This is a genomic window from Candidatus Poriferisodalis sp., assembly GCF_965203655.1.
GTDB lineage: Bacteria > Actinomycetota > Acidimicrobiia > Acidimicrobiales > Poriferisodalaceae > Poriferisodalis.
In genome coordinates this window covers 679,614-703,095 of sequence record NZ_CBDBDD010000009.1, presented here as the reverse complement: position 1 = coordinate 703,095, position 23,482 = coordinate 679,614, and the positions used below count along the sequence as shown (strand labels likewise).

Sequence of the window (23,482 nt, the reverse complement as noted above, 5' to 3'; positions counted from 1 at the left end):
ATGGGAAGCGACGACGCCGCCATAGCATGAACCCATGGCATCCGAGGTGCCCTCCGGCGAGGAGCGCTCCCGAGCACGCAAGCCCCGAGCCAGCGAGCCTCCGGACGCGCCCGCTCACGACAACCTCGATGATCGATCGAGACACCAGAATCCTGCGCCGTCGGGCCCTGGAACACGGCGGCGTGGCGAGCGCTGGCCCCGCTGGTCCATCTGGCTGCTCGCCATGGTGCTGCTGTCGGTGATGTTCCTGCCCGGGATCCTGCGGAACGACGGTGGCGAGCCCATCGACTACAGCGCACTCATCGCCGAGGTGTCCTCGGGGACCGTGAGCAGCGTCACGGTCACCAACGGCACCGGCGCGATCACCGGCGAGTACACCGACGGCACCCGGTTCTCCTCCGAGGGGCCAGTAGAGCTTCCCGAGACCGATCTGGCCTTGTTGCGAGAGCGCGAGGTGACGATCGAGTTCCATACCGACCGGCCCAACCTGCTCGTCAGCCTGCTGCCGTTCCTGCTGCCGTTCGGCCTGATCTTCTTGCTGTTCTGGTGGATGCAGCGGCGGGCGCAGGGCCAGATGTCGGGGATCATGTCGATCGGCCGGAGCAAGGCCAAGACCTACACCACCGAGCGTCCCTCGACCAAGTTCGACGACATAGCCGGCTACGACGGCGTCAAGCAGGAGATCACCGAAGTCGTCGACTTCCTGAGAACCCCCGAACGCTTCACGGCGATCGGCGCCAAGGTGCCCAAGGGGGTGCTGCTGGTAGGCCCGCCGGGCACCGGCAAGACACTCATCGCCAGGGCGGTGGCCGGCGAGGCGGGTGTGCCGTTCCTGTCGGTGACCGGCTCGGACTTCATGGAGATGTTCGTGGGTGTCGGCGCCAGCCGGGTGCGCGACCTGTTCCAGAGCGCTCGCAAGCTGGGTCGGGCGATCATCTTCATCGACGAGATCGACTCGATCGGCCGCAAGCGGGGCGCCGGGCTGGGCGGCGGCCACGACGAGCGCGAGCAGACGCTCAACCAGATGCTGGCCGAGATGGACGGCTTCGAGGAGACCGGCGGCATCGTGATGATGGCTGCCACGAACCGACCAGACATCTTGGATCCGGCCCTGCTGCGGCCGGGCCGGTTCGATCGCCAGGTGGTGGTCCCGTTGCCCGAGTACTCCGAGCGACTGGCCATTTTGGCGGTCCATTCCAAGGACAAGAAGACCGACGACGACGTGCAGTTCGAAGCCTTGGCCAAGGGCACCCCGGGCATGAGCGGTGCCGACTTGGCGAACCTCGTCAACGAGGCGGCCCTGCACGCCGTCCGGCGAGACTCGGAATCGATCGGCTTGACCGATTTCGAGGCGGCGCGCGACCGGGTGCTGATGGGTCAGCGCCGCGAATCGGTCGCCCTGACCGAACGCGAGCGGGAGGTCACGGCCTACCACGAGGGCGGTCACGCGTTGATCGCCACGCTGTTCCCCCATGCCGACCCGGTCCACAAGGTGACGATCCTGCCGACCGGCCAGGCCCTGGGCGTCACTATGCAGCTGCCCGAGGAACGCCACGCGTACAGCCAGGAGTACATCGAAGACCGGCTTGCGGTGCTCTTCGGCGGGCGCATGGCTGAGGAGACCGTCTTCGGCGTGACCTCCACCGGCGCCGCGAACGACCTTGTCCAAGGCACCGAGCTGGCTCGCAAGATGGTGTCGGAGTGGGGCATGAGCGACCGGGTGGGGCCGATGGCGTGGGGATCTCACGCCCAGGTGTTCCTCGGCGAGGATCTCGTCTCGGGGCGCGACTACTCCGACGAGACTGCTCGTGTCATCGACGAGGAAGTCGAACGGATCCTGCGGACCCAACAGGACCGGGCTCGGCGCGCCCTCGTCGAGCACCGCGGAGCGCTCGACCGGATCGCGGCCGCGCTGCTTGAGCACGAGACGATCACGGGCTCCCAGATAGCGACCCTCGTCGCCGATCCCGAAGCCGCGGAGTCCTCGGCGGCCGGCAATGGGAGGCTCGACGACACCGAGGAATCTGTCGAGGCGGACTCCACGTCCGAGCCTGATGCCGAGGCTGAGCCCGCACGGGACGTGCCGATCATCGAGCAAGCGGCGAGTCCGCCCCAGGTCGCGGACTGATCCTCGACGACGCCCTCAGCGGTTCCTGACCTGCGCGAGCGCAGCAGCCAGCGCGGACAGTTCCACGCGACCGATCCAGCCGTCGACGACATTGCCGTCGGGATCTGCGACCACTGTCGTGGGCACCGTGTCGATGCCGTGGCGGCGATGCAGCTCGCGCTCGTCGGCGAAGGGGACCTCGGTGACCGGCAGGCCCGCGCCAGCCGGTCCGCGTACCACCGCGATCGCGGCCGCGCACGTCCGGCATGTCTCCTCGGTGAAGACCACGATTGCCGGGCCTGCATCGATGCCCAACGACCCGAGATCGACCGAGGCAGGCACGCTCGAATGCGGCACCCCGCTGGCGGCAGCACCCCTGCGGCGCTGGGCAACGAAGGCGACCGCGAGCGCGATGACAACAAGCACCGCGGCTATTGCGAAGCGTTCCATCAGGGTCTCACCATCCCACCGGATGGGCCACGCTGAGGCCGGCGCCGCCGGATCGGGATTGCCACAGCAACACGGCGAACGGGACGTCGGACACCACGATGCGGGTCGTACCGCTCGTCAGCCGGTGCGTCACCACACCCGACGCCGGCACATCGACCACCGCGACCGTCTCGCGATGCAACGTCCCGATGACGACCCGACGATCACCCTCCCCCTCATCGGGGGACTCACCCTCGCCAGCCGGCTGCGGCGGAGCTCTCACGATGGTCAGGAAAGTCTCGACGCCGGGCTCAGCGGGCGCCACCACGAGCCAGCGCTCGCGCTCCACCCCGATGCCCGGCACCGAGGCCAGACCCGACCGTGCTGCGAGCACCGGCGGGAGCACCTCGGCGACGGCAATCTCAGGATCGTCTGAGTTGTCCTGCGGTCCGGAACCGTCCGAGAGAGCGCTGGCAGCCTCAGATGAGGTGTCGGGCGACACGTCCGGCTGGGCCACGACGGTGACGGATGGGGTGAGGGATGGATCGTCGGCAGGTTCGGTGGTGTCCTCGGCAGGAGCCGAAGCGACCGGGATGTCCGTCAGCGGGTTCGCCGCAGAGCCGACCAAGGTCTCCGCCCATACGACAAAGGGCACGTCGTTCTGCCCGGTCACCGAGATGCCCAGCGGGACTCCGGCGGGCGCCAGCAGGGAGTCGAGCCCGGGCGCCCGGTCGCTGGGCGGCTCGACCGTCAGCTCGAGCACATCGTGGGCAGCAATGGCGAAAGCCACGCGGTCGCTCTCGGCACCGGCGACCGCCAACTCCGCGACGACTTGGGCCACCTCGTCGGTGGGATTGAACACCCGAACGCTCAGCTGAGTCTCGCCGTCGATGCCCGCTGCCGGCACGAGCCACGTTTCGCTGAGGCTGACCGACGCCAACTCCGCGGCAAAGCCGCGCCTGCCGACGCTGCCGTCGTAGATCGCGAATGAGTCAGCCGCTATGCGACCGGTCCGCGCCTGAACCGACGCAGCCACGACATCACGCCGGCGCGCATGCTGGCCGAGGTCGAAGGCGACAGAACTCCACGCCGGAATCACCACCCCCGTCAGCTCTGGCACGACGAAGGGCCCGAATTCGGCCTCGGTGGCAAATGTGATGTCGACGATTGCATCGCGCGGCAGCGGATTCATGATCGCGATCACCCCGAGCGCATCGGCTTGGGTGTCGCCAACAGGCACATACCAGTTGGCTGCGAGCACGCTCGAGCAGCGGGCTTCGTCGATCCCGAGCGGGGAGGAGAACCTGCGCGTCACTGCCAGACCGCCCGAGGAGGCCTCCACCAGGGCGCCGACGATCTCGTCACGCGCGTAATCGGCGATGTTCACCACGCCGGTGCTCAGCGGCGCCACGTCCGCCGTCACGAACTGGCGGCCCGTGGTGCGACCGCGCAACTCGACCGAGACCGACACCGATGTGCCAGTCATGTTGGTGAGCAGCAGCTCGGTTGTGATCTCGCCAAACCCAGGCGAGATGACGCGCATTCCCACGACCGGGCAGAACCAGCTCGAGGTCAACGCAGACGGTGCCGGCACTTCGATCTGCGTCGGCACCTCATCATTGAGAGCCGCCGCCTCAGCAGGAGTGCGATCGACACGCGCGTCGACGAGCAGCGCCGCGGCCACTGCCAGCGGGATCAACAACCTCGGCAGCCACCGCAGAATCCTCATCGCCGCCGCAACTTCCCGAATGCCGCCGTCACGCGGTCGGCGAGTGGCGTCGGCTGGCCGATGGCCACCCACCCGATCGACAGCCAGATCAGTGCTTGAGCCCACAGCCTGTCGGTGACCGCAGCAGAGCGCTCGTAGCTCAGCTCAGCCTGGCCGGCGTGGGGCGGATCGAATCGCATCGCCCAGCCCTGCGCGAGCGTCGGTGAGACCTCCGTGCTGTCGACCTGGAGTCTCCAGCCCGGATCGAACCCCTCAGCGACGAGCAATGGGCCGGTACCCACATGCCCGAGTTGCACCGTCGGCGACCGGTAGTCGGTGAGCACGCCGATGGCGTCGCTCAGATCGCTGACCACCAGATCGGTCTGATCGACTGCGAAGCCGGTCGGGATCGGCTGGGAAAACTGCGCCCGCGACGACCACCACGCCTCGTTGCGGAACACTTGCACCGATGGATCGACCGCGAGAGGGCGTAAGTCGATCTGCGAGGCCAACGCCTCAGCGACCGCCGGATCGACCGGCCGTTCCCAACCTGCTGAGTACGACGGACCCGAACGCTCGACCAGGACGACGTAACGGATGCCGAACGATCCGAGCAGCCGCCCCATGCGCAGGGTGTCGCCGGCCAACCCCACCCTCACAGCGTCCAGCAGGCGCTCATTTCCCGGCGTGGGGGGCGACGCCCATTGATGGCGGACATCAGGAAAGCCGCGAACCGACGTGCCTGCGGCGAGGCCGTCGATGCCCAGCTCCGATCCGCGCAGCGGCAAGACGTCGGAGTCGCCGATCCAGAGCACGCGGTAATCGGGCCCGACATCTCGATCATCGATCAACGCCAACGGCACACGGTGGTCGAAGCGCGGCGCCGACCAGTCTCCGTCGACCGCCGCCCACGCCGTGGGCAGCGCCATCGCGCCCACGGCGAGGCCGCTGATGAGCACCATCGCGCTGCGAACACGCGGCGACGTGTCGCCGCCGGACGCCGCCAGCACCGGTGGACCGGCTGCGGCCGCCCAGCACAGCCCTACAGCGCCGAGCACCAGCGAGACCTCAGCCAGCGAGTCTCCGATCGGAATCTCCGCCAGCAGGTCGTCGGCCCAGCCGGTGACGAGTGCCCACGCCCCTGCGAATCCTGCGAGGCCCACCATCCAGCCCCGAGCCGCCCACCACAGCCGGCTCGAGCGCCCGACGAGCAGCGGCACCGCTGCGGCCCCAACCATGCCCCAGCCCAGCGGCAGATCGCCCAGCGGCCCCGTCTGGAATCGCAGGAGCTCTGCGAGCGACGCAGGTGGCGAGACTGTCGAGCTGCCCCCGGAAACATCCAAGAACACCCGCAGCGAACCGAATTCGATCAGCCAAGGAAGGTGTGCCGCCACGGCGAGCGCCGCTGCCGCGAAGACCAGCAGCAGCCCGAGCCACGGTGTCGCCAGCGACGACCGGCTTGTCGCCCGCCAGGTGGTCTCGGTGACCGCCAGCACCGCCGCGGCGCCCAGCCCGAGCACCACGATGAACGGTTCGAATGCCGCGGCGACGGCGAACAACAGTCCAAGCGACGCGACACGGGCCGCTGTCGAACGCCGGCTGCCGTCACCGGAGGATCCGACCGCCACCGCACCCATCAGCCGGCTGACCATCAGCACTATCGCGGGCGCGACGCCGTACGCAAGCAGCACGTCCCAGCGCCCGTTGGCCACCGCGTTGTAGGGCAGCGGGCATGCGGCATAGAGCGCGAGGGCGACCAGCCGGCCATTGCGACTGTTCGACGGTGCGCAGAGCTTCCACATGCCGGCGAGGCCTGCCAGCAGCAGCCCCCACACAGCGATGTGACGCAGCAGCCCGACCGCGCCGAGCACGATGATCCCGCCGATGCCCAGGAGACCCATCGCGGGATGACCGATCCCGGCGTCTCCCACCGCAGCGACACGCCAGCCGTCGAGATAGGCGCTGAGCATCGTCGGAGCATCGGCGAAGTGCGCGAACTGGCCATATGCGGGGATGCCGCCGGTCAGCAGATGGCGAGAACCGAAGGCGATCCCGCCGATCAGGAGCACCCACACCACCCACACCGTCCGGTGCGCATTGCGCCGCCAGGTGCCGAGGATGCTCTCGTCGATGGTGGTGCGCGCTGCCAATCCGCCTTCGGGGCTGAGGCGGTAGCGGAACCAGTCGGCGACCCGGATCGAGCCGCCCTGCTGCAATCGGCGCAGGTCGGCATCACGCACGCGCCGGTAGCGCTTCGCGGCACCCCGCAAGGCAAATGTGCCCGGAAGGCGCCGGGCATTCCATGCCCAGGCCAGCGCCACGTCAGATGCCTGGGCGAACCGCCCGCGCAGCGCCGCGAAGAGCACCTCGCCCAGTGCCAGCACCGCCGCGAGCAGCACCGCGGGCACCAGATGCACCCAGCCGTAGCACTTCAGCATCGTGCGAAGCCGGGCCCGATGTTCGTGCTGGCGAGCCGAGGGGCCGAACGCTGACGCTGACGGCGTGGACTGCACCAGCCCGGTTGCCGCCGGCACAATGCGCACGCGCGACCCAGCGAGCTGGATCCGCCAGCACAAATCGACGGCCGCGCCGTCGCCGTCGAGGTGAGGATCGAACCCGCCGACGATCGCGAACACATCCGCCCGGACCAGCATCGCCTGCGTCGGCGCCACGAACAGGTCCCGTGCCTCGTCGTGCTGGGCCTGGTCAACTTCGCCTTGGCTCGCGGCAGGGATCCTCACGCCGAGACGATCCGCCGTACCACCGAGATCGCGCAGCGTCATGCCGTCGTCGGCGTCGAGCAGCTTCGGTCCAGCGACACCGACGACCCTGCCCGGGGCGTTCTCGGCGTCGTCGATGAGGACGCCGACAGCATCAGGCGTCAGCACGACGCCAGCGGTCAGGAACAGCAGGTAGTCGGCCCCCCGCACCAGTGACGCGCCCCGGTTGTTGAGCGATCCGGAGCGACGCCGGTGCGAGCCCCGGCGCTCATCGGGGCGGGACGACATCTGGTTCGCGACCGCAGCGGTGGGAAGCACCTCGCGGACACGACTGCCCTGGGGACCCTCCGCGTCGCACAGCACTAGGACGGCCAAGCGGGGGTAATCCTGGGCTGCCAGGGCACCCAAGGTGGCCTCCGTGTCGGACCATCGAGACGAGGCCGTGACGATGGCTGCGACCGCCGGCGGGGGCGCCAGCGTGGTGGGCTCGGATGTGTCCGGCAGCGGTACGTCTGTCGAGGCGGGCTCGTTCATGACGATGTCATGGCTCACGCGCTCGCCTACCGGACCGATTCAGCAGCGACGACGCCGGATCCAGCACGTGAGGTGCGGTAGTCGGGCGCGTCTCCACGGTTGAAGCTGGTGCCGTCGCTCCACACCAGCCAGTAGCCGTTGCCGCTGGCGGTGGCAGCAAATCCCACTGCGGGCAGTCGGTTCTGGCGGCCAGCGCGATCGCCATGGTGGTCTGCGGCCCCGATGGCATGCACGGCCGTGTCGGCGCCAGCCAGCCAGTAGCCATCGCCGTCAGGCGTGGCCACGAGACCGATGCCGACCATGCCAGAGCGCAGCAGCGGCCCGCAGCCGAGATCTCGCGCGTCGCCGAACGCGAGGACACGTCCGTCCTCGAGCGCCAGCCAGTAGCCGTCGCCGCTGGGCGAAGACTCGACGTCGACGACATCCGCAGCCAGGCGCAGGTGCGCTATCGCTCCCCAGTGCCCGGCTGCGCCGAAGGCGAACACGTTGCCTTGGCCGGTCGCGAGCCAGTAGCCGTCTCCGCCCGGATGCGCAGCCATCGCGACGACAGACTCGGCCCCCGCCGCACCGACCGCGTTCCCGTGATAGTCGGCGTCGCCGAAAGGCTGGACATCGCCGCCGGAGGTCGCGAGCCAGTAGCCGTCCCCGCCCGGATGCGCAGCCATCGCCGTGAACCGGTCCGACGACGGCAGGATTCCGTTGCCCAGATGCTGTGCCGACCCGTCAGCGAAGACGGTGCCGTCGGACTTCAGCACCCATAGGCCAGGGCTGTCTGTGTCTGACGGCGGATCCAGGGTGCCAGGGGCAGGCTGCTCGCAGGGCTGGCCGTCGGGGAACTGGGGGAAGCGGTACCAGTCAGACCGCAGGGCGAATCTCTTGCGGAACGGATCGCGTGCCCAGCGGTTCCACTGCCCGTTCTCGACGCCGGAGTAGCCGTCGAAGTTCTCGACTCCGTCGGTTCCCACGATGCGCATGCCTCGGGTCCTCCCGCCCCACGCGCCGTTGCCGTTGCGGTGGGTGACCTCGATGCAGACGAGGCTGCCGATGCTCGGGTAGGCCGCCTCGATGTCCGATCTGCTGATGCGGAACTCCCAGGCGTGATTGGAATTGCCGACGGTCGAGTCGCCGAGATCCTGGACGCCGGGGAATCGGGAGCCCTCGTCGAGCCCGGCCGTCCAGCCGCCGCTCGACGCGTGGAATTCGGCGAAGGCAATCGATCCGTCGTCATGGACGCGAACATGGCCCGCCGTGTTCCGGATCGCGGTGTTGGTGTGGATGTACCGCGTCCCGTGATCGAGCGCGTTCCCGTCGCGGGCAGCGCCGAAATACACCTGACATCTCGCGGTGTCGCACGTGTCGGTGAACCGCCCCTGGCTTCCGCTGCTCGCACGCGAGGCCGCCAGCGAGAGCACGTACGAGCGCGCTGCGATTGCTTGGGCCTCAAGCGCGGCAAGGCCGCGCCCCTCACCCTCAGCACCCCAATGCGGACGGCTCTCGTTGGGCACGACTCCGCGCAGATACTGCTCCAGCGGGACCCGGTTGAAGGAGAACGGGCCGTTCTGATCGACGACGCCGAGAACGCCCCGGTAGGCAACCCGCCTCGACTCCACTGCGGTGTCGCTGCCGTCGCAGTAGATCATCACCAGGAGCTGTGACTGGTCGTCCACGGCGTAATCGCTGTTTGACGGGACAGCTTCGACGTACCGGTCTCCGCGGCGGCTCGACGCGGAGAGCCGGTCGGTCACTGGTTCGCCGCGGCGCCCGCAGCCGGCATCGGAGCGCACCCAGAAATCGCCGGAGCTGACGCCGATCCGCACGATGTCGCCGCCATCGAACTGCTGCCCCGCCACGGCGAAAGCTGACGCCGACGTGACCAGCAGGTCTTTGCGGTCATTGCCTGTGAGGTGCACCCAGACGTCGGGATTGCTGACAGAGGACTGGGTGGTGTTGCTGTAGTAGTGCTCGACGATCTGATCGCTGCTCCAGCGATGGTCCACCGCGTAGCCCAGCGCACCCCACTGGCTGAGGCCGTTGCCGTGCCCGAAGCCCCGGCCCTCTACGACAATCACATTGGGGGCCAGCTCTGCGGTCTGGGCGCCTGCGGGCGGCACGGCGAACGCCAAGGATCCCGCCGCCACCGCAGCGGCAACGGCCACGCCGGCGAGCCGGCGCAACGTCGCTGTTGCGCGACGAAACATCGGGAGTTCCCGCACCCCTGTAGTGGTACCGGCCGGCGGGTGGTGCCCGTCGGATATCACGCGGTGTACAGCACGGCTGTGCACCGGCCCGCGCCAGCGCCATCCGCTGCCCCCCGGGCAGCATGGGGGCATCGGAGTCGTCACGTGAGCTTGCGCTGCTCGATCTCGATGTCGCTGGTGACCATGGTCGTCACCAGCTCTTCAAAGGACATCCGGGGCACCCATCCCAGCACCCGGGCAGCCTTGGACGCATCGCCGACGAGCAGGTCCACCTCGGCAGGCCGGAAGAAGCGGGGATCGATCCGCACGTAGCGCTCCCAGTCGTCGATGCCGGCCGCCGCGAAGGCGAGCTGCACGAAATCGCGCACAGCGTGCGTCTGTCCCGTCGCGATGACGTAGTCGTCGGGCTCAGGCTGGCGCAGCATGAGATGCATCGCCCGCACGTAGTCGCCCGCGAAACCCCAGTCGCGCTTGGCGTCGAGGTTCCCGAGGGCCACCTCGTCTTGCAGCCCGAGCTTGATGCGGGCTACCGCGTTGGTGACCTTGCGGGTCACGAACTCGAGGCCGCGCCGGGGCGACTCGTGGTTGAACAGGATGCCGCTGCAGGCGTACAGCCCGTAGCTCTCGCGGTAGTTCACGGTGGTGTTGTGCCCGAACACCTTGGCTGAGCCGTAGGGGCTGCGCGGATGCAGCGGCGTCAGCTCGCTCTGCGGCGTTTCTCGCACCTTGCCGAACATCTCGCTAGAGGAGGCCTGGTAGAAGCGGATGGGGTTGTCGATGCCCCCGACGAGTCGAATCGCTTCGAGCAGGCGCAGCACGCCGAGGCCCGTGACGTTCGCAGTCAGCTCGGGCTGCTTGAACGACAGCGCCACGAAGCTGATGGCACCGAGGTTGTACACCTCGTCGGGCTGGGTGTACTCGAGCGCAGCGATGAGCGACGCGAGGTCGGCCAAGTCGCCCGGCACGAGCTCGACATAGGGCAGGTCGGTCGCCATCGTCTCCGAGCGCGGATTGCGCTGACCCGTGATCAGCCCGACCACCCGGTATCCCTCGCCGTGGAGGTGCTCCGCTAGGTACTGGCCGTCCTGGCCGGTGATTCCGGTGATGAGGGCCGTCGGCACAGGTCGGCTCCGGTTCGAGGGTCGCAAGGCAGGCGCGCAGGGGCTCAGATCAGGGTACGGGTCACTGTTGGGCCTGTGAAGTCGCGAGCATCGCGGCAGGCCTCACCCGCATTGACGGTGGGTTCCGGTACGGTGCCGCGGATGGCACGCCGCCCGCATTACGGCTGGGTTCGCCCGCTGCGGGCGGTGACGGCGCTGCTGCTGGCCGCGACCGCGATCGTGGGCATCGGGAACGCTGCGGGAGCTGCATCTCGTGTCGAATCGGATCGGCTCTGGGGGGCTGACCGCTACGAGACAGCAGCGGAGATCGCAGAGGAGTTCGCATCTGCTGCTGGACCTATCGACACAGCCATCGTGGCTTCCGGGGAGACCTTCGCGGACGCGCTCGCAGCCACGCCGCTAGCACGCGTGCGCAACGCACCGATCCTGCTGTCGCCGCCCGACGAGCTGCATCGGGCAACCCGCAGCTTCATCGAGCGGCACGGGATCGACGACATCATCATCGCCGGCGGCTCCAGCGCCATTGCCGACGAGGTCGCAGACGAGCTGAACCGCTTGATCAGCGGCAGGCCCGAGCGGCTGGAGGGTACTGATCGCTACCGGACCGTCGTCAACATCGCCCGCGAGATCGACGCCCGCGAGATCGGTGACTACTGCGGGGACGGGCGCCGCACCGCCCTGCTGGCAACCGGGGAGAAGTTCGCCGATGCCCTCGCACTGTCGCCGCTCGCCTTTTCTGGGCCCCATCCCGTGCTGCTCACCGAGCGCGACCGGCTGCCGACGGCTGTCGAGAGCTTCGTCGTCGACTACTCGATCGAACAGGTGGTGATCGCCGGCGGCACGGCGGCGATCGCTGACTCAGTCGAGTCTGAGCTGTCCAGTTTGGGCATCAAGGTCCAGCGCCTCTGGGGACAGGACCGCTTCGAGACCGCCGCAGAGATCGCCGACGAGCTCGCCGATCGCTGCTACGGATCGGACGAATTCGGCCTTGCAGACGGCCGGAGATTCCCTGACGCGCTGGTCGGCGGCGCGCTGCTGGGCCTGCGACGGGCACCTCTGCTCCTGACTGAGCCGATTCTGCCCGATGCGACCCGCAGGTTCCTGGCCGGCCCGGTGCCCGATGCCGGCACCGTGCAGCTCACGATCTTCGGCGGCCCTGCAGCAGTGTCCGATTCCGCAGCTGCGGCGGCAGCCGATGCGCTGAGGGGCCTGGACCGAGAGTGCGACCCCCGCAGCGACGCACCCGGGGTTCCGCGTGAGGTGACCGTAGAACCGCTCAACGGCGCCCTCGAGATCCGCTGGAGGGCTCCCGTCACGGTCGGCAGTCGCGACCCATCCGGCTACCGGATCAGGTACCGCGCCGTCGGGGGGCAGTGGATCACAATGCGCAATGTCAGCTCGCCCAGAACCATCTCGGGGCTGCAGAACACTGCGCTGTACGAGGTGCAGGTGCGAGCCGACGGAAGCGGTTACGAGCGATGGAGCCCCAGCAGCTTCGCGACCCCGTCGGATGCAGCGGCGGTTGCCGCGCCGTCCCCGCCAGGCAGCGCCGGCCGCAATCACGTTGTCACCGCCGCATCGCTCTTCGCAGGGCAGTCCCCCAACACAGCGGGACAGGACTGCCCGCCCGGGACTGCCACGACATGAACGCCGCCAGCTCCGGAACCGTTGCGGTGCTGGCCGGCGGCGTCGGAGCGGCCCGGTTCCTGCGCGGCCTGCTGCGTGTGCATCGCGCCGCAGATGTGACCGCGATTGTGAATGTGGGCGACGACTTCACGCTGCACGGCCTGCACATCAGCCCCGACCTCGACACGGTGACCTACACGCTCGCCGAACAGATCAACACCGAGACCGGCTGGGGGCGAGCCGGGGAGACCTGGCGGGTGCTCACCGAACTCGGGCGGCTCGGCGGGCAGGACTGGTTCCAGCTCGGCGATCTGGACCTGGCGCTGCACCTATTCCGCACCCAGCGCCGCAGCGAGGGTGCGACGCTGTCGGAGGTGACCGGCGAGATTGCCGCCAGCTTCGGGCTCGAGCTGAGGCTGCTGCCGGTCAGCGACCATCCGATCCAGACTCGCATCACTCCTGCGGAGCCCACGGACGCTCCCGAGATCGACTTCCAGGACTACTTCGTCGCACAGCGTCACGGCATCGCGGTGCGCGCTGTCCGATTCGCAGGCATCGACGCTGCTCAGCCGGCACCCGGTGTGCTCGACGCGCTGAGCACCGCAGATGTCGTCGTGATTGCGCCGTCCAATCCGTTCGTCTCGATCGGACCGGTCGTCGATGTGCCGGAAGTGCGCGAGACGCTGGCCCGCCGTCGCGACAGCGCCGTCGCCGTGTCGCCGATCGTGGGCGGCACATCAATCAAGGGACCAGCCGGGGCGATGATGCGCGAGCTGGGCCACGAGCCCAGCGTCGTCGGAATCGCGCGGCTGTATGTCGGATTCGCCAGCACATTGGTGATCGACAATGCTGATCGTGACCTCGCTCCGGCCGTGGCCGCTGCTGGGATGACACCCGTGGTCACCGACTCCATCATGAGCAGCCCAGAGCGGGCCGCCGCGCTGGCTCGTACGACGCTCGAAGCCGTGAACGGACCCTGACAGAAACGAGCACCGCATGACTGTCGAACTGCTTCCCGTGGAGGGCATCGGCGAGATCGCCCACGGCGACGATCTCGGCGCCGTCGTCTGGAGTGCCTGCGAGGCGTCACCTGCCGGTCTGCAAGATGGCGACGTGCTGGTGGTGACCCAGAAGATCGTCTCCAAGGCCGAGGGCGCCATGGAACAGATCGACCCAGACGACCCGCTGTCGCACAAGCCCCTCGTCGAGCGGGAGTCGGTCCGCATCCTGCGCCGCCGCGGCGACCTCATCATCAGCGAGACCAAGCACGGGTTCATCTGCGCGAACGCGGGCATTGACCTCTCCAATGTCGAGCGGGGTCATGCAGCACTGCTGCCCGACGACAGCGACCGCTCCGCCAACAAGATCCGCGACCGCATCCGGGCGCTGTCGGGACGCACCGTCGGGGTGATCATCTCCGACACCTTCGGCCGGCCGTGGCGGCGCGGCGTCACCGACGTGGCCATCGGGTGCGCTGGCGTCGCAGCGGTGGTCGATCTGAAGGGCACCGAAGATGCGCTCGGCCGTGAGCTGATGGTGACCGAGGTGTGCATCGCGGACGAGATCGCCTCGGCGGCCGACCTGGTGTGCGGCAAAGCACGGGGCGTGCCGGTCGCCATCGTGCGGGGCTTGGACGCGAGCTGGCTGCGGCGAGCCTCGGTGCGCTCGGAGATCATCCGCGACCCCGCGGAGGACCTCTTCCGCTAGCGCCTCACGCTCAGGCGGCCGGTTGGCGCATGGCACGCAGGCGCGCGCCCGGAGCCACATGCTGACCGGCGCCGACCACCGAGCACTCGGTGAGCATCGCCGCCGCCCCGACCGTGACGTCCGAGCCGAGCACCGAATCGCACACGACCGCTCCCGGTTCGATGCGGCAGCCCCCCCCCAGCACGGATCGCTGTACGACGGCATCAGACCCGATCACACACCCGCTGCCGATGACCGAAGTCCGGATGCGAGCGTCTGAATGGACGCCGGCGGAGAGTTCGGTGGCGCTGTCCGTCACCTTGACGGCCGCTCGACGGCCCTCGAGGATGTCGATATTGGCCGTCAGGTACTGCTGCGGGGTGCCTGTATCGAGCCAGTAGGAGTCTGAGACCAGCGCCGCCAGCCTCCCGTCCGCGGCGATGTGGGAGAAGACCTCTCGCTCGATCGAGACTGCACGATCTGGAGCGATGCGATCCACCACGGCAGGCGTCAGCACGTACGTGCCTGCGCTGATCGTGGGCCATTCGCTGCGCGGTCCGCCTGGAAGCATCGCATCGGGATCGGGCTTCTCCGAGAACGACAGCACTCGGCCCGATTCGTCGGCAACCACGAGGCCGAAGGGCGTCGGGTCTGCAACCGGCTGGAGTGCGATCGTGGCCTCGGCGCCGGACTCCGCATGGAATCTCACCAACGCCCCGATGTCGAGATCGGTCAGCACATCGCCATTCAGCACCAGGAATGATCCGTCGATGCCCGTGGCCTCCGCAGCAAACCGCACGGCCCCCGCAGTGCCACGAGGTTCCGGCTCGACTGCCACCTCGTAATCGAGCGGCCCGATGCGGCCCCGCCGGTAGGCGCCGGTGAACGCATCGGCTCGGTAGCCCAGCGACAGCACCACCTCGGACACGCCGTGACGTGCAAGGTGCTCGCAGACCCACTCGATCATCGGGCGCCCGCACACCGGCAGCATCTGCTTGGGGATGTCGTCGGTCAGCGGGCGCAGCCGGGTGCCGAAGCCGCCCAGCAGCAAGATCGCCTTCATGGTGGAGGCGCCCCGGGCCGGCCCTCAGGCTCCCGAGTCAGTCTCGTCGCCGGACCCGGACTCGCCCTCGGCCGGCTCGGAGGTCACCGGGAGGTCGGCAGGCGCCGGCTCGTTCTCATCGGGACCGCCCAATACCGGCCCCTCCTCGAGCTGCACATCGTCGATGAGGGGCTGATCCTCCGGCGGCAGATTCAGGTACGAGCGCAGGAACGCATCGCTGGGTCGCGGCACGTCGGCGTTGTCGACGCTGGGATGGACGAACGCGAACACGAAGATCTGGCCGTCCCCCAGGAAGCGCACATCTCGCAGGTTGTCGGTGAACGCCAGCGCCTTCTCGGCCTGCAGCGTTTCCCAGCGCATGACCCGCAGCTCCGCACCCGGCTCGGCGATAGCGGGATCGTCGCTGCTGGGATCCGGCGAGGCGCAGCCGTCGCCCGACTCGTCGAGGACCGTGCCATCGGGCAGCTCGATCTTCGAATCGTCGAATTGGACCTCGATCTCACGCATGAACGCCCCGACGGTGGCGAACTGGCCCGTGACACCGGTGTGGAACGGATGGATGTGGATCAGCCCGTCGCCGTGGGTGTGGATGCCGGACTGGTCGTCGACATCGTTGGGGTAGACGTCGACAATGAAGTCGTCACAGTCGTAGATCGCATAGAGCGAATGCCAGTGATCGCCGAGCCGTGGCGGGCCTGCCGGAGCGTTGGATGCCCGCTCGGAGCGTGCAAACAGGATCAGCACGACGCCCAGGGCGACGACGAGCAGCATCGCCGCGGGAAACAGGAGATTTCGCCGCGCCCCGAAGCCCTTGCCGGCTCCGCCCGCGCTCGCAGCTTTGGCAACCTTCTTGGCTGCGGCTGATCTCGCCATACGGGCCGACAAGCTACCGGCGCGCAGCGCCGGCTGGGTCCGATGCGCCAGCGCTCAGCGCCGGCCGAGCCCCTCGTAGAAGAATCCAGCTGCTCGCAGCTTGTCGGGGTCGAGCATGTTGCGGGCGTCGACGATCCGAGCGGTCGCCATCTCGCCGGCAGCTCGCGCCCAGTCGAGGGCGCCGAACTCGGGCCACTCGGTAAGCACGACGGCAACATGGGTGCCTCGCACGGCCTCGAGCGCGGAGTTGCTGAGAAGGAGGCCGTCGGGAAGCTGGGCTTCAAGATCAGGACGCTCGTCGAGGTTGCCGCCCAGCGCGGGGTCGTACGCCACGAGGTGCGCACCGCCATCGCGCAGCCGCTCGGCCACCCTGATCGCGGGAGAGCCGCGCAGGTCATCGGTGCCGGCCTTGAAGGTGAGTCCCAGCAGGGCCACCGCGATGCCGTCCAGATCCAGCTCTTCGCTCGCCGATTCGACCCGCTCGCTGCTGGTGCCTCCATGCGCGGCGCGCGCGACCTTGGCCACCACCCGGTCGAGCTGCTGCTCGTTCACCGCGATGACGCCCTCGAGCAGGTCGAACACATAGCCAGCGTCGCTCGCGACCCCCACCAGTGCCCGGGTGTCTTTGGGCAAGCACGAGCCTCCCCAGCCGGGACCAGGCTGCAGGTATGCCGAGCCGATGCGATGGTCGGTGCCCACGCCCTCAAGCACCGAGTCGACATCTGCGTCGACGGCCTCGCACACCGCGGCCAGCGCGTTCACGAACGAGACCTTGGCGGCCAGGAACGCATTTGCCGCGTACTTGACCGTCTCGGCCGAGGTGGGATCGCACAGGATCAGCGGTGCGTCGACGCTCTTGTAGAGCGCCGCGACTCGCCGCGCGACCGCGTGATCCTCGGCACCGATGACGATCCGGTCCGGTGCCAGAAAATCAGCTACCGCCGAACCTTCCCGCAGGAACTCCGGATTCGACGCCAGCGCCACATCGGTGCGTCCCAGCGCCGCGCCGATCTTGGGTGCAGTGCCGACGGGCACCGTGGACTTGGTGACGACCACGGCGCCAGGCCGCAAGTTGGTCGCCACCGAATCGAGCGCCGACATGAGATAGCTCAACTCGGTCTCGCCATCGGCGCGCAGGGGAGTCGGCACGCACAGGAACACGAAGTCGCAGGTCGCTGCGACCGCAGCCGCCGAGATCACGAACCTCAGCCGCCGCTGTGCAATGCCCTCGCTCACCAGCCGTTCGAGATCGTCCTCGCGAATCTGCACGACGCCGGCAGACAGCGACGCCACCTTCGCCCGGTCGATGTCAGCGCAGATGACGTCGTGGCCGAGGTGGGCGAAGCACGCGGCGGTGGTCAGCCCGACATACCCGGCGCCGACGACGAGGATTCGATGTCCGCCCGCAGCGCTGGTCATGGCGCGAGTTCGGCTGCGGACGGGACGTCGACTCTGCGGTAGCCGGGATCGATGCGAGGCGGATCTCCGCCGACGTGCAGGATCACCGTGGTGGTGTCGAGGTCGTCATGGCCGGCGAATTCTGGCACAGGCACCAGGTGGCTGGCGAGCAGTCCTGCGGGGAGGCGGCCACCTGGGTTCAGATAGATGACGGTGCTCCCGGGAGGCGCCTCGACACCGGGCGGCAACGACTCTGCAGCCTCCGCGACGAAGCCGATCTCGCTCAGCTCGGCGGCGATCCGGTGGCGCTGGGTGCCGGTGACCTGGACCCGTACGCGCGCCTCGACGATGTCATCCCAGCCGATGCCCCGGAACACGTCCAGCACGCGCTGGTTGTGCTCGGCGCGCTGCGGATCGAGCCCGAGCGACCAGCGCACCGGATCATGAACGTCGACCACCTTCAGCTTGTAGTCCTCGACATCGGTGCCGACATCGACGTCAGCAAATCTCTCCGCAAGCCTGCGGCCGTCGTTGGTGATGCTCAGCGTGTCGGACGTGGACAGGTGGTCGGCCGCGATGTCCAGCACGGCGAGCAGGTTGATCGGATTGGCCCCCAACGCGGGCGAGACCTGCGAGGCGGCGGTGCGCATGAACTGACGCTGGCGGTCGGCGCGGGCGAGATCATTCCAGGCGCCGTGCTGCTGCCAGGTGCCGTCAGCCAGCTGCTCTTCGAGATGGCGGCTGCGAACGTACGCAAGCGCCTGCCTGCCGTCGAGGAGATGGGTGCCCGCGCTGGTGAAGAACCCGCTCCGGCTGTCCGTCGGATCGGTTGCGTTCTCCTTCGGCTGGTCACGCAAAGGCCGGTCAAAGGTCATCGTGACGCCGCCGATTGCATCCACCATGCGCAGGAACGCTTGGAAGTCCACCTCCACGAAGTGCTGCAGGGTGATGTCGAGGTTCTCCTCGACGGTGTCGATCAGGCGGGCCGCGCGTCCCGCCGTGGTGCGATCGCGGTTGTAGGCGCTGTTGATCTTGGCGATGACGCCGTCACCGGCGATTTCGCTCGTGCCGGCTATCTCTGCCGCCAGATCCCGCGGGATGGACATCATCGCCGCGGTGCCGTCATCGCGCAGGCGGATCACCATGATCACGTCCGCCAGCCGGTTGTCGTCGGAGTGGCCGGCGCGCAGCGGATCGTCGGAAGCGAGGCCCAGGGTGCTGTCGGTGCCGACGAGCAAGTAGTTCTCGCCGGCTGGGCCCCCCGGCAGCGCCGGTTCGCCATCGGGTGCGTCCGCTGCGCGTGCCAGATCCGAGGCGACATCGGCGGGTGGGACCGGCGCGACGCCGTCGCCCGGCCGGTCCAACCCATCACTGCCAGCGCCGCCCGCACCCGCCGAGCTGTCGGAGACTGCTGCCATGGTGATCGGCTGGTCGAACAGAACGTCCGCTGCGGTCACTGGCCGCTGCGGTGCCGACGTCAGGACACCGGCCAGCTCGTGTCGTTCGATCCGCCCGAGCTGCACCAGCACGTACGCCGACACGCCGGTCGCCGCCGCCCCGACGAAGGTCAGCACCGCTAGCGAGACAAGAATGAGGCGAGTCCGCCAGCTGCGCTGACTCACTCAGCTGCCTCGGAGAGGGCCTCGCTCAACGACGGGTACACGAACAAGCTCTCGGCGATGTCCTGGACTCGCAGATTCGCGCTGACGGCAAGAGCCACCACCGAGATCAGCTCGGCGGCGTGGCGGCCCACGATGGAGCCGCCCAGCACCTGACCGGTCAGCGGATCCGAGACAATCTTCACGAAGCCCCGGGGGTTCTCCTCGATCAGTGCCTTGGCGTTCGCGCCGAAGGGCACCTTGGTGACGCGGATCTTGCGCCCCGTCGCGAACGCCTCGGCTTCGGCGAGGCCGACATCGGCGATCTCAGGCTCGGTGAAGATGGCTGAGGCGGCCTTGTCATAGTCGAGATGTCGGTGCGGGCGAGTCTCGTGCAAACCCATCGCGTGCTCGACGATCTTGCGCCCTTGCATGGCCGCCACCGACGAGAGCGGCAGCTTGCCCGACAGGTCGCCGGCTGCGTAGATGCTCGGCACCGACGAGCACAGGTTGTGATCGACCTGCACGAACCCCTCACCGTCGACATGGACATCGGTGTTGTCCAGGCCCAGCCCGTCGCTGTTGGGTATCGAACCGATGGCGAGCAGGGCGTGCGATGCGCGCACGGTCCGACCGTCGCTGCAGACCACCTCGACTTCGTCTCCGTGCCGCTCGATGCTCGTCGCACGCGCTCCCTTGAGCATGTCGACGCCAAGATCGCCGAACGTCTGCTCGAGCACCGCCGCGGCTTCGGGGTCCTTGTGCGGCAGCACCTGCTGGCGGCTCACGATCAAGGTGACCTTCGAACCCAGCGAGGTGAACATGTGCACGAACTCCACGCCCGTCACCCCGGAGCCCACCACCACCAGGTGTGCCGGCAGCTCTGCGGGCGGGTAGGCGTCACGGGTCGTGAGAATGCGCTCGCCGTCGATCGGCGCCCAGTCCGGAATGCGGGGGCGGCTGCCGGTCGACAGCACGATCACATCAGCGGACAGTTCGATTGCCCCATCGGGGGTGTCGGCACAGACCTCGTTCGGCCCGAGCAGCCGGCCCGTGCCCTTGAGGATCTGAACGCCTTGGCTGACCAGCATCTGCCGGGCGACATCGGCCAGCCGATCCTCGATGTCGCCGATGCGCTGGCGCAGGTGCGGGGTGTCGACGGAGGTGGACACGTTGGCTAGGCCCAGTTCGTCCAGGTGCCCGGCGAAGCTGAGCGCAGAGCCCGTGGCGATCATGGTCTTGGAGGGCACGCAGTCACGAAGATGGGCGGACCCGCCGACGATGTCACGCTCGATGAGCGTCACCTCCGCGCCGTAGCGCGCCGCGTAGGTGGCTGCCGAGTGACCCGCCGGGCCACCGCCAATCACGACGAAGCGCTTTTGGGCCATGACTGGGCAGCGTACCTGTGGCCCCCAGCCCCTCTGTCGTCGCGGCCGGCGCTGTTGGCGGGCTCAGTTCAGGGTGGGGCTGCAGAGCCCGTCGAGCTCGGCGACTCCGATGCGCTCGCGGTTGTCGTAGGTCACCTCATTGGCGGGGTCGGGCCGCAGCCGGAACTCGCGGAAGGTCATCTCGAGCGAGTCGAACGCGATGATGCGACCCGACAGCGAATCGCCGATGCCCAGGATCAGCTTGATCGTCTCGAGCGCCTGGATCGAACCGACGATTCCCGGAAGCACCCCCAGCACGCCGGCCTCGGCGCACGACGGGGCGAGCTCAGCGGGTGGGGGCTCGGGCAGGTAGTCGCGGTAGGTCGGACCGTTGAGTGGATCAAAAACAGTGACCTGTCCCTCGAAGCGGAAGATCGAGCCGTGCACGACCGGGATGCCCAGCTTCACCGATGCATCGTTGAGCAAGTACCGGCTCGGGAAGTTGTCGGCACCGTCCACGACGACATCCCATCCGGACAGGATGTCGAGCACGTTGTCGGCGCCAAGCCTGGTGTCGTACGTCACCACGTCGATGTCGGGATTGATCGACGTGAGCGTCTTCTTGGCCGAGTCGACTTTGCGATCGCCCACCCGGTCGACGTTATGGAGAATCTGGCGCTGCAGATTGGACTCGTCCACGACGTCCATGTCGATGATGCCGATGGTGCCGACCCCGGCCGCCGCCAGGTACAGCGCCGCGGGCGAGCCGAGCCCGCCGGCGCCCAGCATGAGCACCTTGGCCTCGAGCAGCTTGAGCTGGCCTGCCTCGCCCACCTCGGGCAGCAGCAAGTGGCGCTGGTAGCGGTTGCGCTGTTCGGGGCCGAGCGATGCCGGGGTCGACCACGGGCGGCCTTCGTCCTTCCAGCGACCGAATCCGCCGTCCATCGAGACCGAGTTGGGATAGCCGAGCTCGGCGAGCGTCTTGGCAGCGAAGGCCGAACGGACCCCGCCAGCGCAGTAGATGATGATCTCCGCGTCGTGATCGGGCACGCGGTTCTCGATTTGGGCCTCCAAGTGCCCGCGCGGGATGTGGATTGCGTCCGCGAGCGCGCCCTGCTCGTACTCGTCGGGCTCCCGCACGTCAAGCACGACGGGCGAGCCCTCGGCTATCCATTCGGCGGCAGTCGCCGTGTCGATCTCGGTGATCTCTCGCTTGGTTGCAGTCAGCAGTTCGCGGAACGAGGGCATCTGGGCCTCCCTGTTCGTCGCTTGGCGTCGCGTTCGCTGCGACCCGATCAATCGATCAGGCCCGGGCCCTAAATCCTACCTAGCCGGTCGGGAATTGGTCACGCGTCACGCGAGGCGCCCGACGCCGCCGCAGATCTGCGGCAGAACCTCCGAGATCGACCGGCGGAGCACCGTGTCGGCCAGGTGGTCCATCTCGGTCGGCTCAGCGTTGACGATCACGATGCGCGCTCCGGCCGACTTCGCCGCTGGCACCACCGCAGCGATGGGATACACGGCCAGCGTCGTGCCGACAGCCAGCATCAGGTCGCAGTTCTCCGCAGCAATCTGGGCCCGCATCAGATCGCGCGCCACGAGCTGCTGTCCGAAGCTGATCGTGGCGCTCTTGAGGATCCCGCCGCAAACGGGGCACGGCGGGTCGTCCTCGCCGAGCCGCACCCGGTCGAGCACTACGCCCATGTCATCGCGGTAGTCGCACTCCAAGCACGCCACCTCGCGGATGGTGCCGTGCACCTCCACGATCTTCTCGGGGTCGGAACCGGCGTCGTGATGTAGTCCGTCCACGTTCTGGGTGAGCAGCGATACCAGCTTGCGCCGACGCTCGAGCTGCACCAGGGCCCGATGCCCGTCGTTGGGTTCGGCTCCCCATGATCGATGGTCCATGCGGGCGCGCCATGCGAGCACACGTACTTCTGGATCGGCGAGGTAGTTCTGCAGCGTCGCCTGCTTCTCGGCTGCGGGGTTCTTCGTCCACACGCCATTGGGCCCGCGAAAGTCCGGGATGCCCGAGTCGGTTGAGATCCCCGCACCGGTCAGCACGGTGATCGCACGAGCCTCGTCGATCCACCCGGCCACCGTCCGCACGTCGTCATCGATCCCGGAACCCGAATCGGCCCCTGTGTTCATGTCTCACAGTCTGGCCGATGGCACGGTACCGGAATTGACTGATGTTATGTAATTTACGATATATTTCATGATGTATTAGTATTTCCTGATATACACAGAATGAATCCGCGTTCACATGCCGACTGCGGCCGAACGAGGCGGAACACTGCGAAGGAGATCCCTGTGCCAGCTGACCAGATGCCGACGATTCCCTCGCCTCCGCTCAGGTCTGACGACGCTGCGCCGGCCGCTCTGCGACTCGTCGGCGGCACCGGCAAGCCACTGAGTGCATCTGCCCTCGACGACTGGCCCGACGAGCGCCTGCAGGCCCTGCAGGTGCGCCCCTGGGACGACCCAGTGCTGCGCCGCACCGGTCACGATCCGCGCTCGGTGTACGTGGAGCGGTTCTGGCTCACGGTCCTCGGTCCGAGCGCGGTGTGGCTGCTGCGGCTGCTTGCACGCGAATTCGACGAACTCGGGCCGCACGACGACCTGCAGCTCGATCTCGAATTCACCGCCCGGCGGCTCGGCCTGCAGCATCGCGGGGGTCGCCAGAGCACGTTCATCAGGACGGTCGATCGATGCCGCATGTTCGACCTGGCGTACTTCGACGACGACGCGGTGCTGCAGGTGCGCCGGCGGGTGCCTCCCGTGCCCCACCAGCTCTATGTGCGCATGCCTCGCGAGCTGCGAAGCGAAATCGGTCTGTGGACCCGAACCGACAGTGACGCCCACTTCTCCGTCGGCGAGATCCGGCTGTTGGCGACCTGCATGCTGATGCTCGGCAACGGCTTGCACGAATCAGCGGAGCGGCTCGTGATGATGGGATTGCCGCCGACGGCGGCGAACGAGGCAACCGCCTGGGCGTGGGCGAAGCACTGCGTGGGGCCTCGCTCGGGCCGGCGGGTGTCGCGTTAGGCGCCG

The 23,482-nt window shown here is 68.3% G+C and carries 17 protein-coding genes; 5 read left to right on the top strand and 12 right to left on the bottom strand.

Features of this window, described 5'->3' with window-relative positions; all coding sequences use genetic code 11:
• Positions 1-34 precede the first annotated feature (34 nt).
• The gene (gene ftsH, locus ACOGW9_RS14585) at positions 35-2,128 is read left to right on the top strand and encodes an ATP-dependent zinc metalloprotease FtsH (protein ID WP_419912504.1); all 2,094 of its coding nucleotides are present in this window, start codon (positions 35-37) and stop codon (positions 2,126-2,128) included.
• A 15-nt stretch (positions 2,129-2,143) separates the two neighbouring features.
• Here the strand turns inward: ftsH and ACOGW9_RS14580 are convergent, their stop codons facing one another.
• The 5 genes from ACOGW9_RS14580 to ACOGW9_RS14560 form a co-directional block, all read right to left on the bottom strand.
• On the bottom strand, positions 2,144-2,557 hold the full coding sequence (locus ACOGW9_RS14580; protein ID WP_419912502.1) for a hypothetical protein: 414 nt from the start codon (positions 2,555-2,557) through the stop codon (positions 2,144-2,146).
• 7 nt (positions 2,558-2,564) lie between these two features.
• Positions 2,565-4,265 carry a hypothetical protein gene (locus tag ACOGW9_RS14575; RefSeq protein WP_419912500.1) on the bottom strand — a complete coding sequence of 567 codons (1,701 nt, stop codon included), beginning with the start codon at positions 4,263-4,265 and terminating at the stop codon, positions 2,565-2,567.
• Positions 4,262-7,516 (bottom strand): glycosyltransferase family 2 protein, encoded by a 3,255-nt coding sequence (locus ACOGW9_RS14570; protein WP_419912498.1) that lies wholly within the window; start codon positions 7,514-7,516, stop codon positions 4,262-4,264. Before ACOGW9_RS14570 ends, ACOGW9_RS14575 begins: the two co-directional genes overlap by 4 nt.
• Before the next feature lie 8 nt (positions 7,517-7,524).
• A complete protein-coding gene (locus ACOGW9_RS14565) occupies positions 7,525-9,696 on the bottom strand; it encodes a SpoIID/LytB domain-containing protein (RefSeq protein ID WP_419912496.1) in 2,172 nt (723 codons plus the stop codon).
• A gap of 140 nt (positions 9,697-9,836) precedes the next feature.
• Complete coding sequence (locus ACOGW9_RS14560) at positions 9,837-10,817, bottom strand: GDP-mannose 4,6-dehydratase (RefSeq protein ID WP_419912494.1); 981 nt, start codon at positions 10,815-10,817, stop codon at positions 9,837-9,839.
• Between the two features lie 141 nt (positions 10,818-10,958).
• On the opposite strand from ACOGW9_RS14560, the gene ACOGW9_RS14555 reads away from it, so the two are divergent.
• From ACOGW9_RS14555 to cofE, 3 genes are read left to right on the top strand one after another with little or no spacing between them, the layout of a single operon-like run.
• Positions 10,959-12,464 (top strand): cell wall-binding repeat-containing protein, encoded by a 1,506-nt coding sequence (locus ACOGW9_RS14555; RefSeq protein ID WP_419912492.1) that lies wholly within the window; start codon positions 10,959-10,961, stop codon positions 12,462-12,464.
• Positions 12,461-13,423: a 2-phospho-L-lactate transferase gene (gene cofD / locus ACOGW9_RS14550; RefSeq protein WP_419912490.1), complete on the top strand. Its 963-nt coding sequence runs from the start codon at positions 12,461-12,463 to the stop codon at positions 13,421-13,423. The genes ACOGW9_RS14555 and cofD overlap by 4 nt, the downstream gene beginning before the upstream one ends.
• Before the next feature lie 16 nt (positions 13,424-13,439).
• Positions 13,440-14,150 carry a coenzyme F420-0:L-glutamate ligase gene (cofE, locus tag ACOGW9_RS14545; protein WP_419912488.1) on the top strand — a complete coding sequence of 237 codons (711 nt, stop codon included), beginning with the start codon at positions 13,440-13,442 and terminating at the stop codon, positions 14,148-14,150.
• A gap of 10 nt (positions 14,151-14,160) precedes the next feature.
• Here the strand turns inward: cofE and ACOGW9_RS14540 are convergent, their stop codons facing one another.
• The 7 genes from ACOGW9_RS14540 to ACOGW9_RS14510 form a co-directional block, all read right to left on the bottom strand.
• A complete protein-coding gene (locus ACOGW9_RS14540) occupies positions 14,161-15,192 on the bottom strand; it encodes a sugar phosphate nucleotidyltransferase (RefSeq protein WP_419912486.1) in 1,032 nt (343 codons plus the stop codon).
• Between the two features lie 24 nt (positions 15,193-15,216).
• A complete protein-coding gene (locus tag ACOGW9_RS14535) occupies positions 15,217-16,065 on the bottom strand; it encodes a hypothetical protein (RefSeq protein WP_419912484.1) in 849 nt (282 codons plus the stop codon).
• A 54-nt stretch (positions 16,066-16,119) separates the two neighbouring features.
• Entirely contained in the window at positions 16,120-17,484 is a 1,365-nt protein-coding gene (locus tag ACOGW9_RS14530; RefSeq protein WP_419912482.1) for a UDP-glucose dehydrogenase family protein, read from the bottom strand.
• Complete coding sequence (locus ACOGW9_RS14525) at positions 17,481-19,085, bottom strand: LCP family protein (RefSeq protein ID WP_419912480.1); 1,605 nt, start codon at positions 19,083-19,085, stop codon at positions 17,481-17,483. The genes ACOGW9_RS14530 and ACOGW9_RS14525 overlap by 4 nt, the downstream gene beginning before the upstream one ends.
• Positions 19,082-20,449, bottom strand: coding sequence for an FAD-dependent oxidoreductase (locus ACOGW9_RS14520; protein WP_419912478.1), 1,368 nt, complete (start codon positions 20,447-20,449; stop codon positions 19,082-19,084). Before ACOGW9_RS14520 ends, ACOGW9_RS14525 begins: the two co-directional genes overlap by 4 nt.
• A gap of 63 nt (positions 20,450-20,512) precedes the next feature.
• Positions 20,513-21,676: a molybdopterin-synthase adenylyltransferase MoeB gene (moeB, locus tag ACOGW9_RS14515; protein ID WP_419912476.1), complete on the bottom strand. Its 1,164-nt coding sequence runs from the start codon at positions 21,674-21,676 to the stop codon at positions 20,513-20,515.
• A gap of 105 nt (positions 21,677-21,781) precedes the next feature.
• The gene (locus ACOGW9_RS14510) at positions 21,782-22,579 is read right to left on the bottom strand and encodes an SIR2 family NAD-dependent protein deacylase (protein ID WP_419912474.1); all 798 of its coding nucleotides are present in this window, start codon (positions 22,577-22,579) and stop codon (positions 21,782-21,784) included.
• 162 nt (positions 22,580-22,741) lie between these two features.
• Between ACOGW9_RS14510 and ACOGW9_RS14505 the strand changes: the two genes are divergently transcribed.
• Positions 22,742-23,476: a hypothetical protein gene (locus ACOGW9_RS14505; RefSeq protein WP_419912472.1), complete on the top strand. Its 735-nt coding sequence runs from the start codon at positions 22,742-22,744 to the stop codon at positions 23,474-23,476.
• The last annotated feature ends 6 nt before the right edge of the window (positions 23,477-23,482 follow it).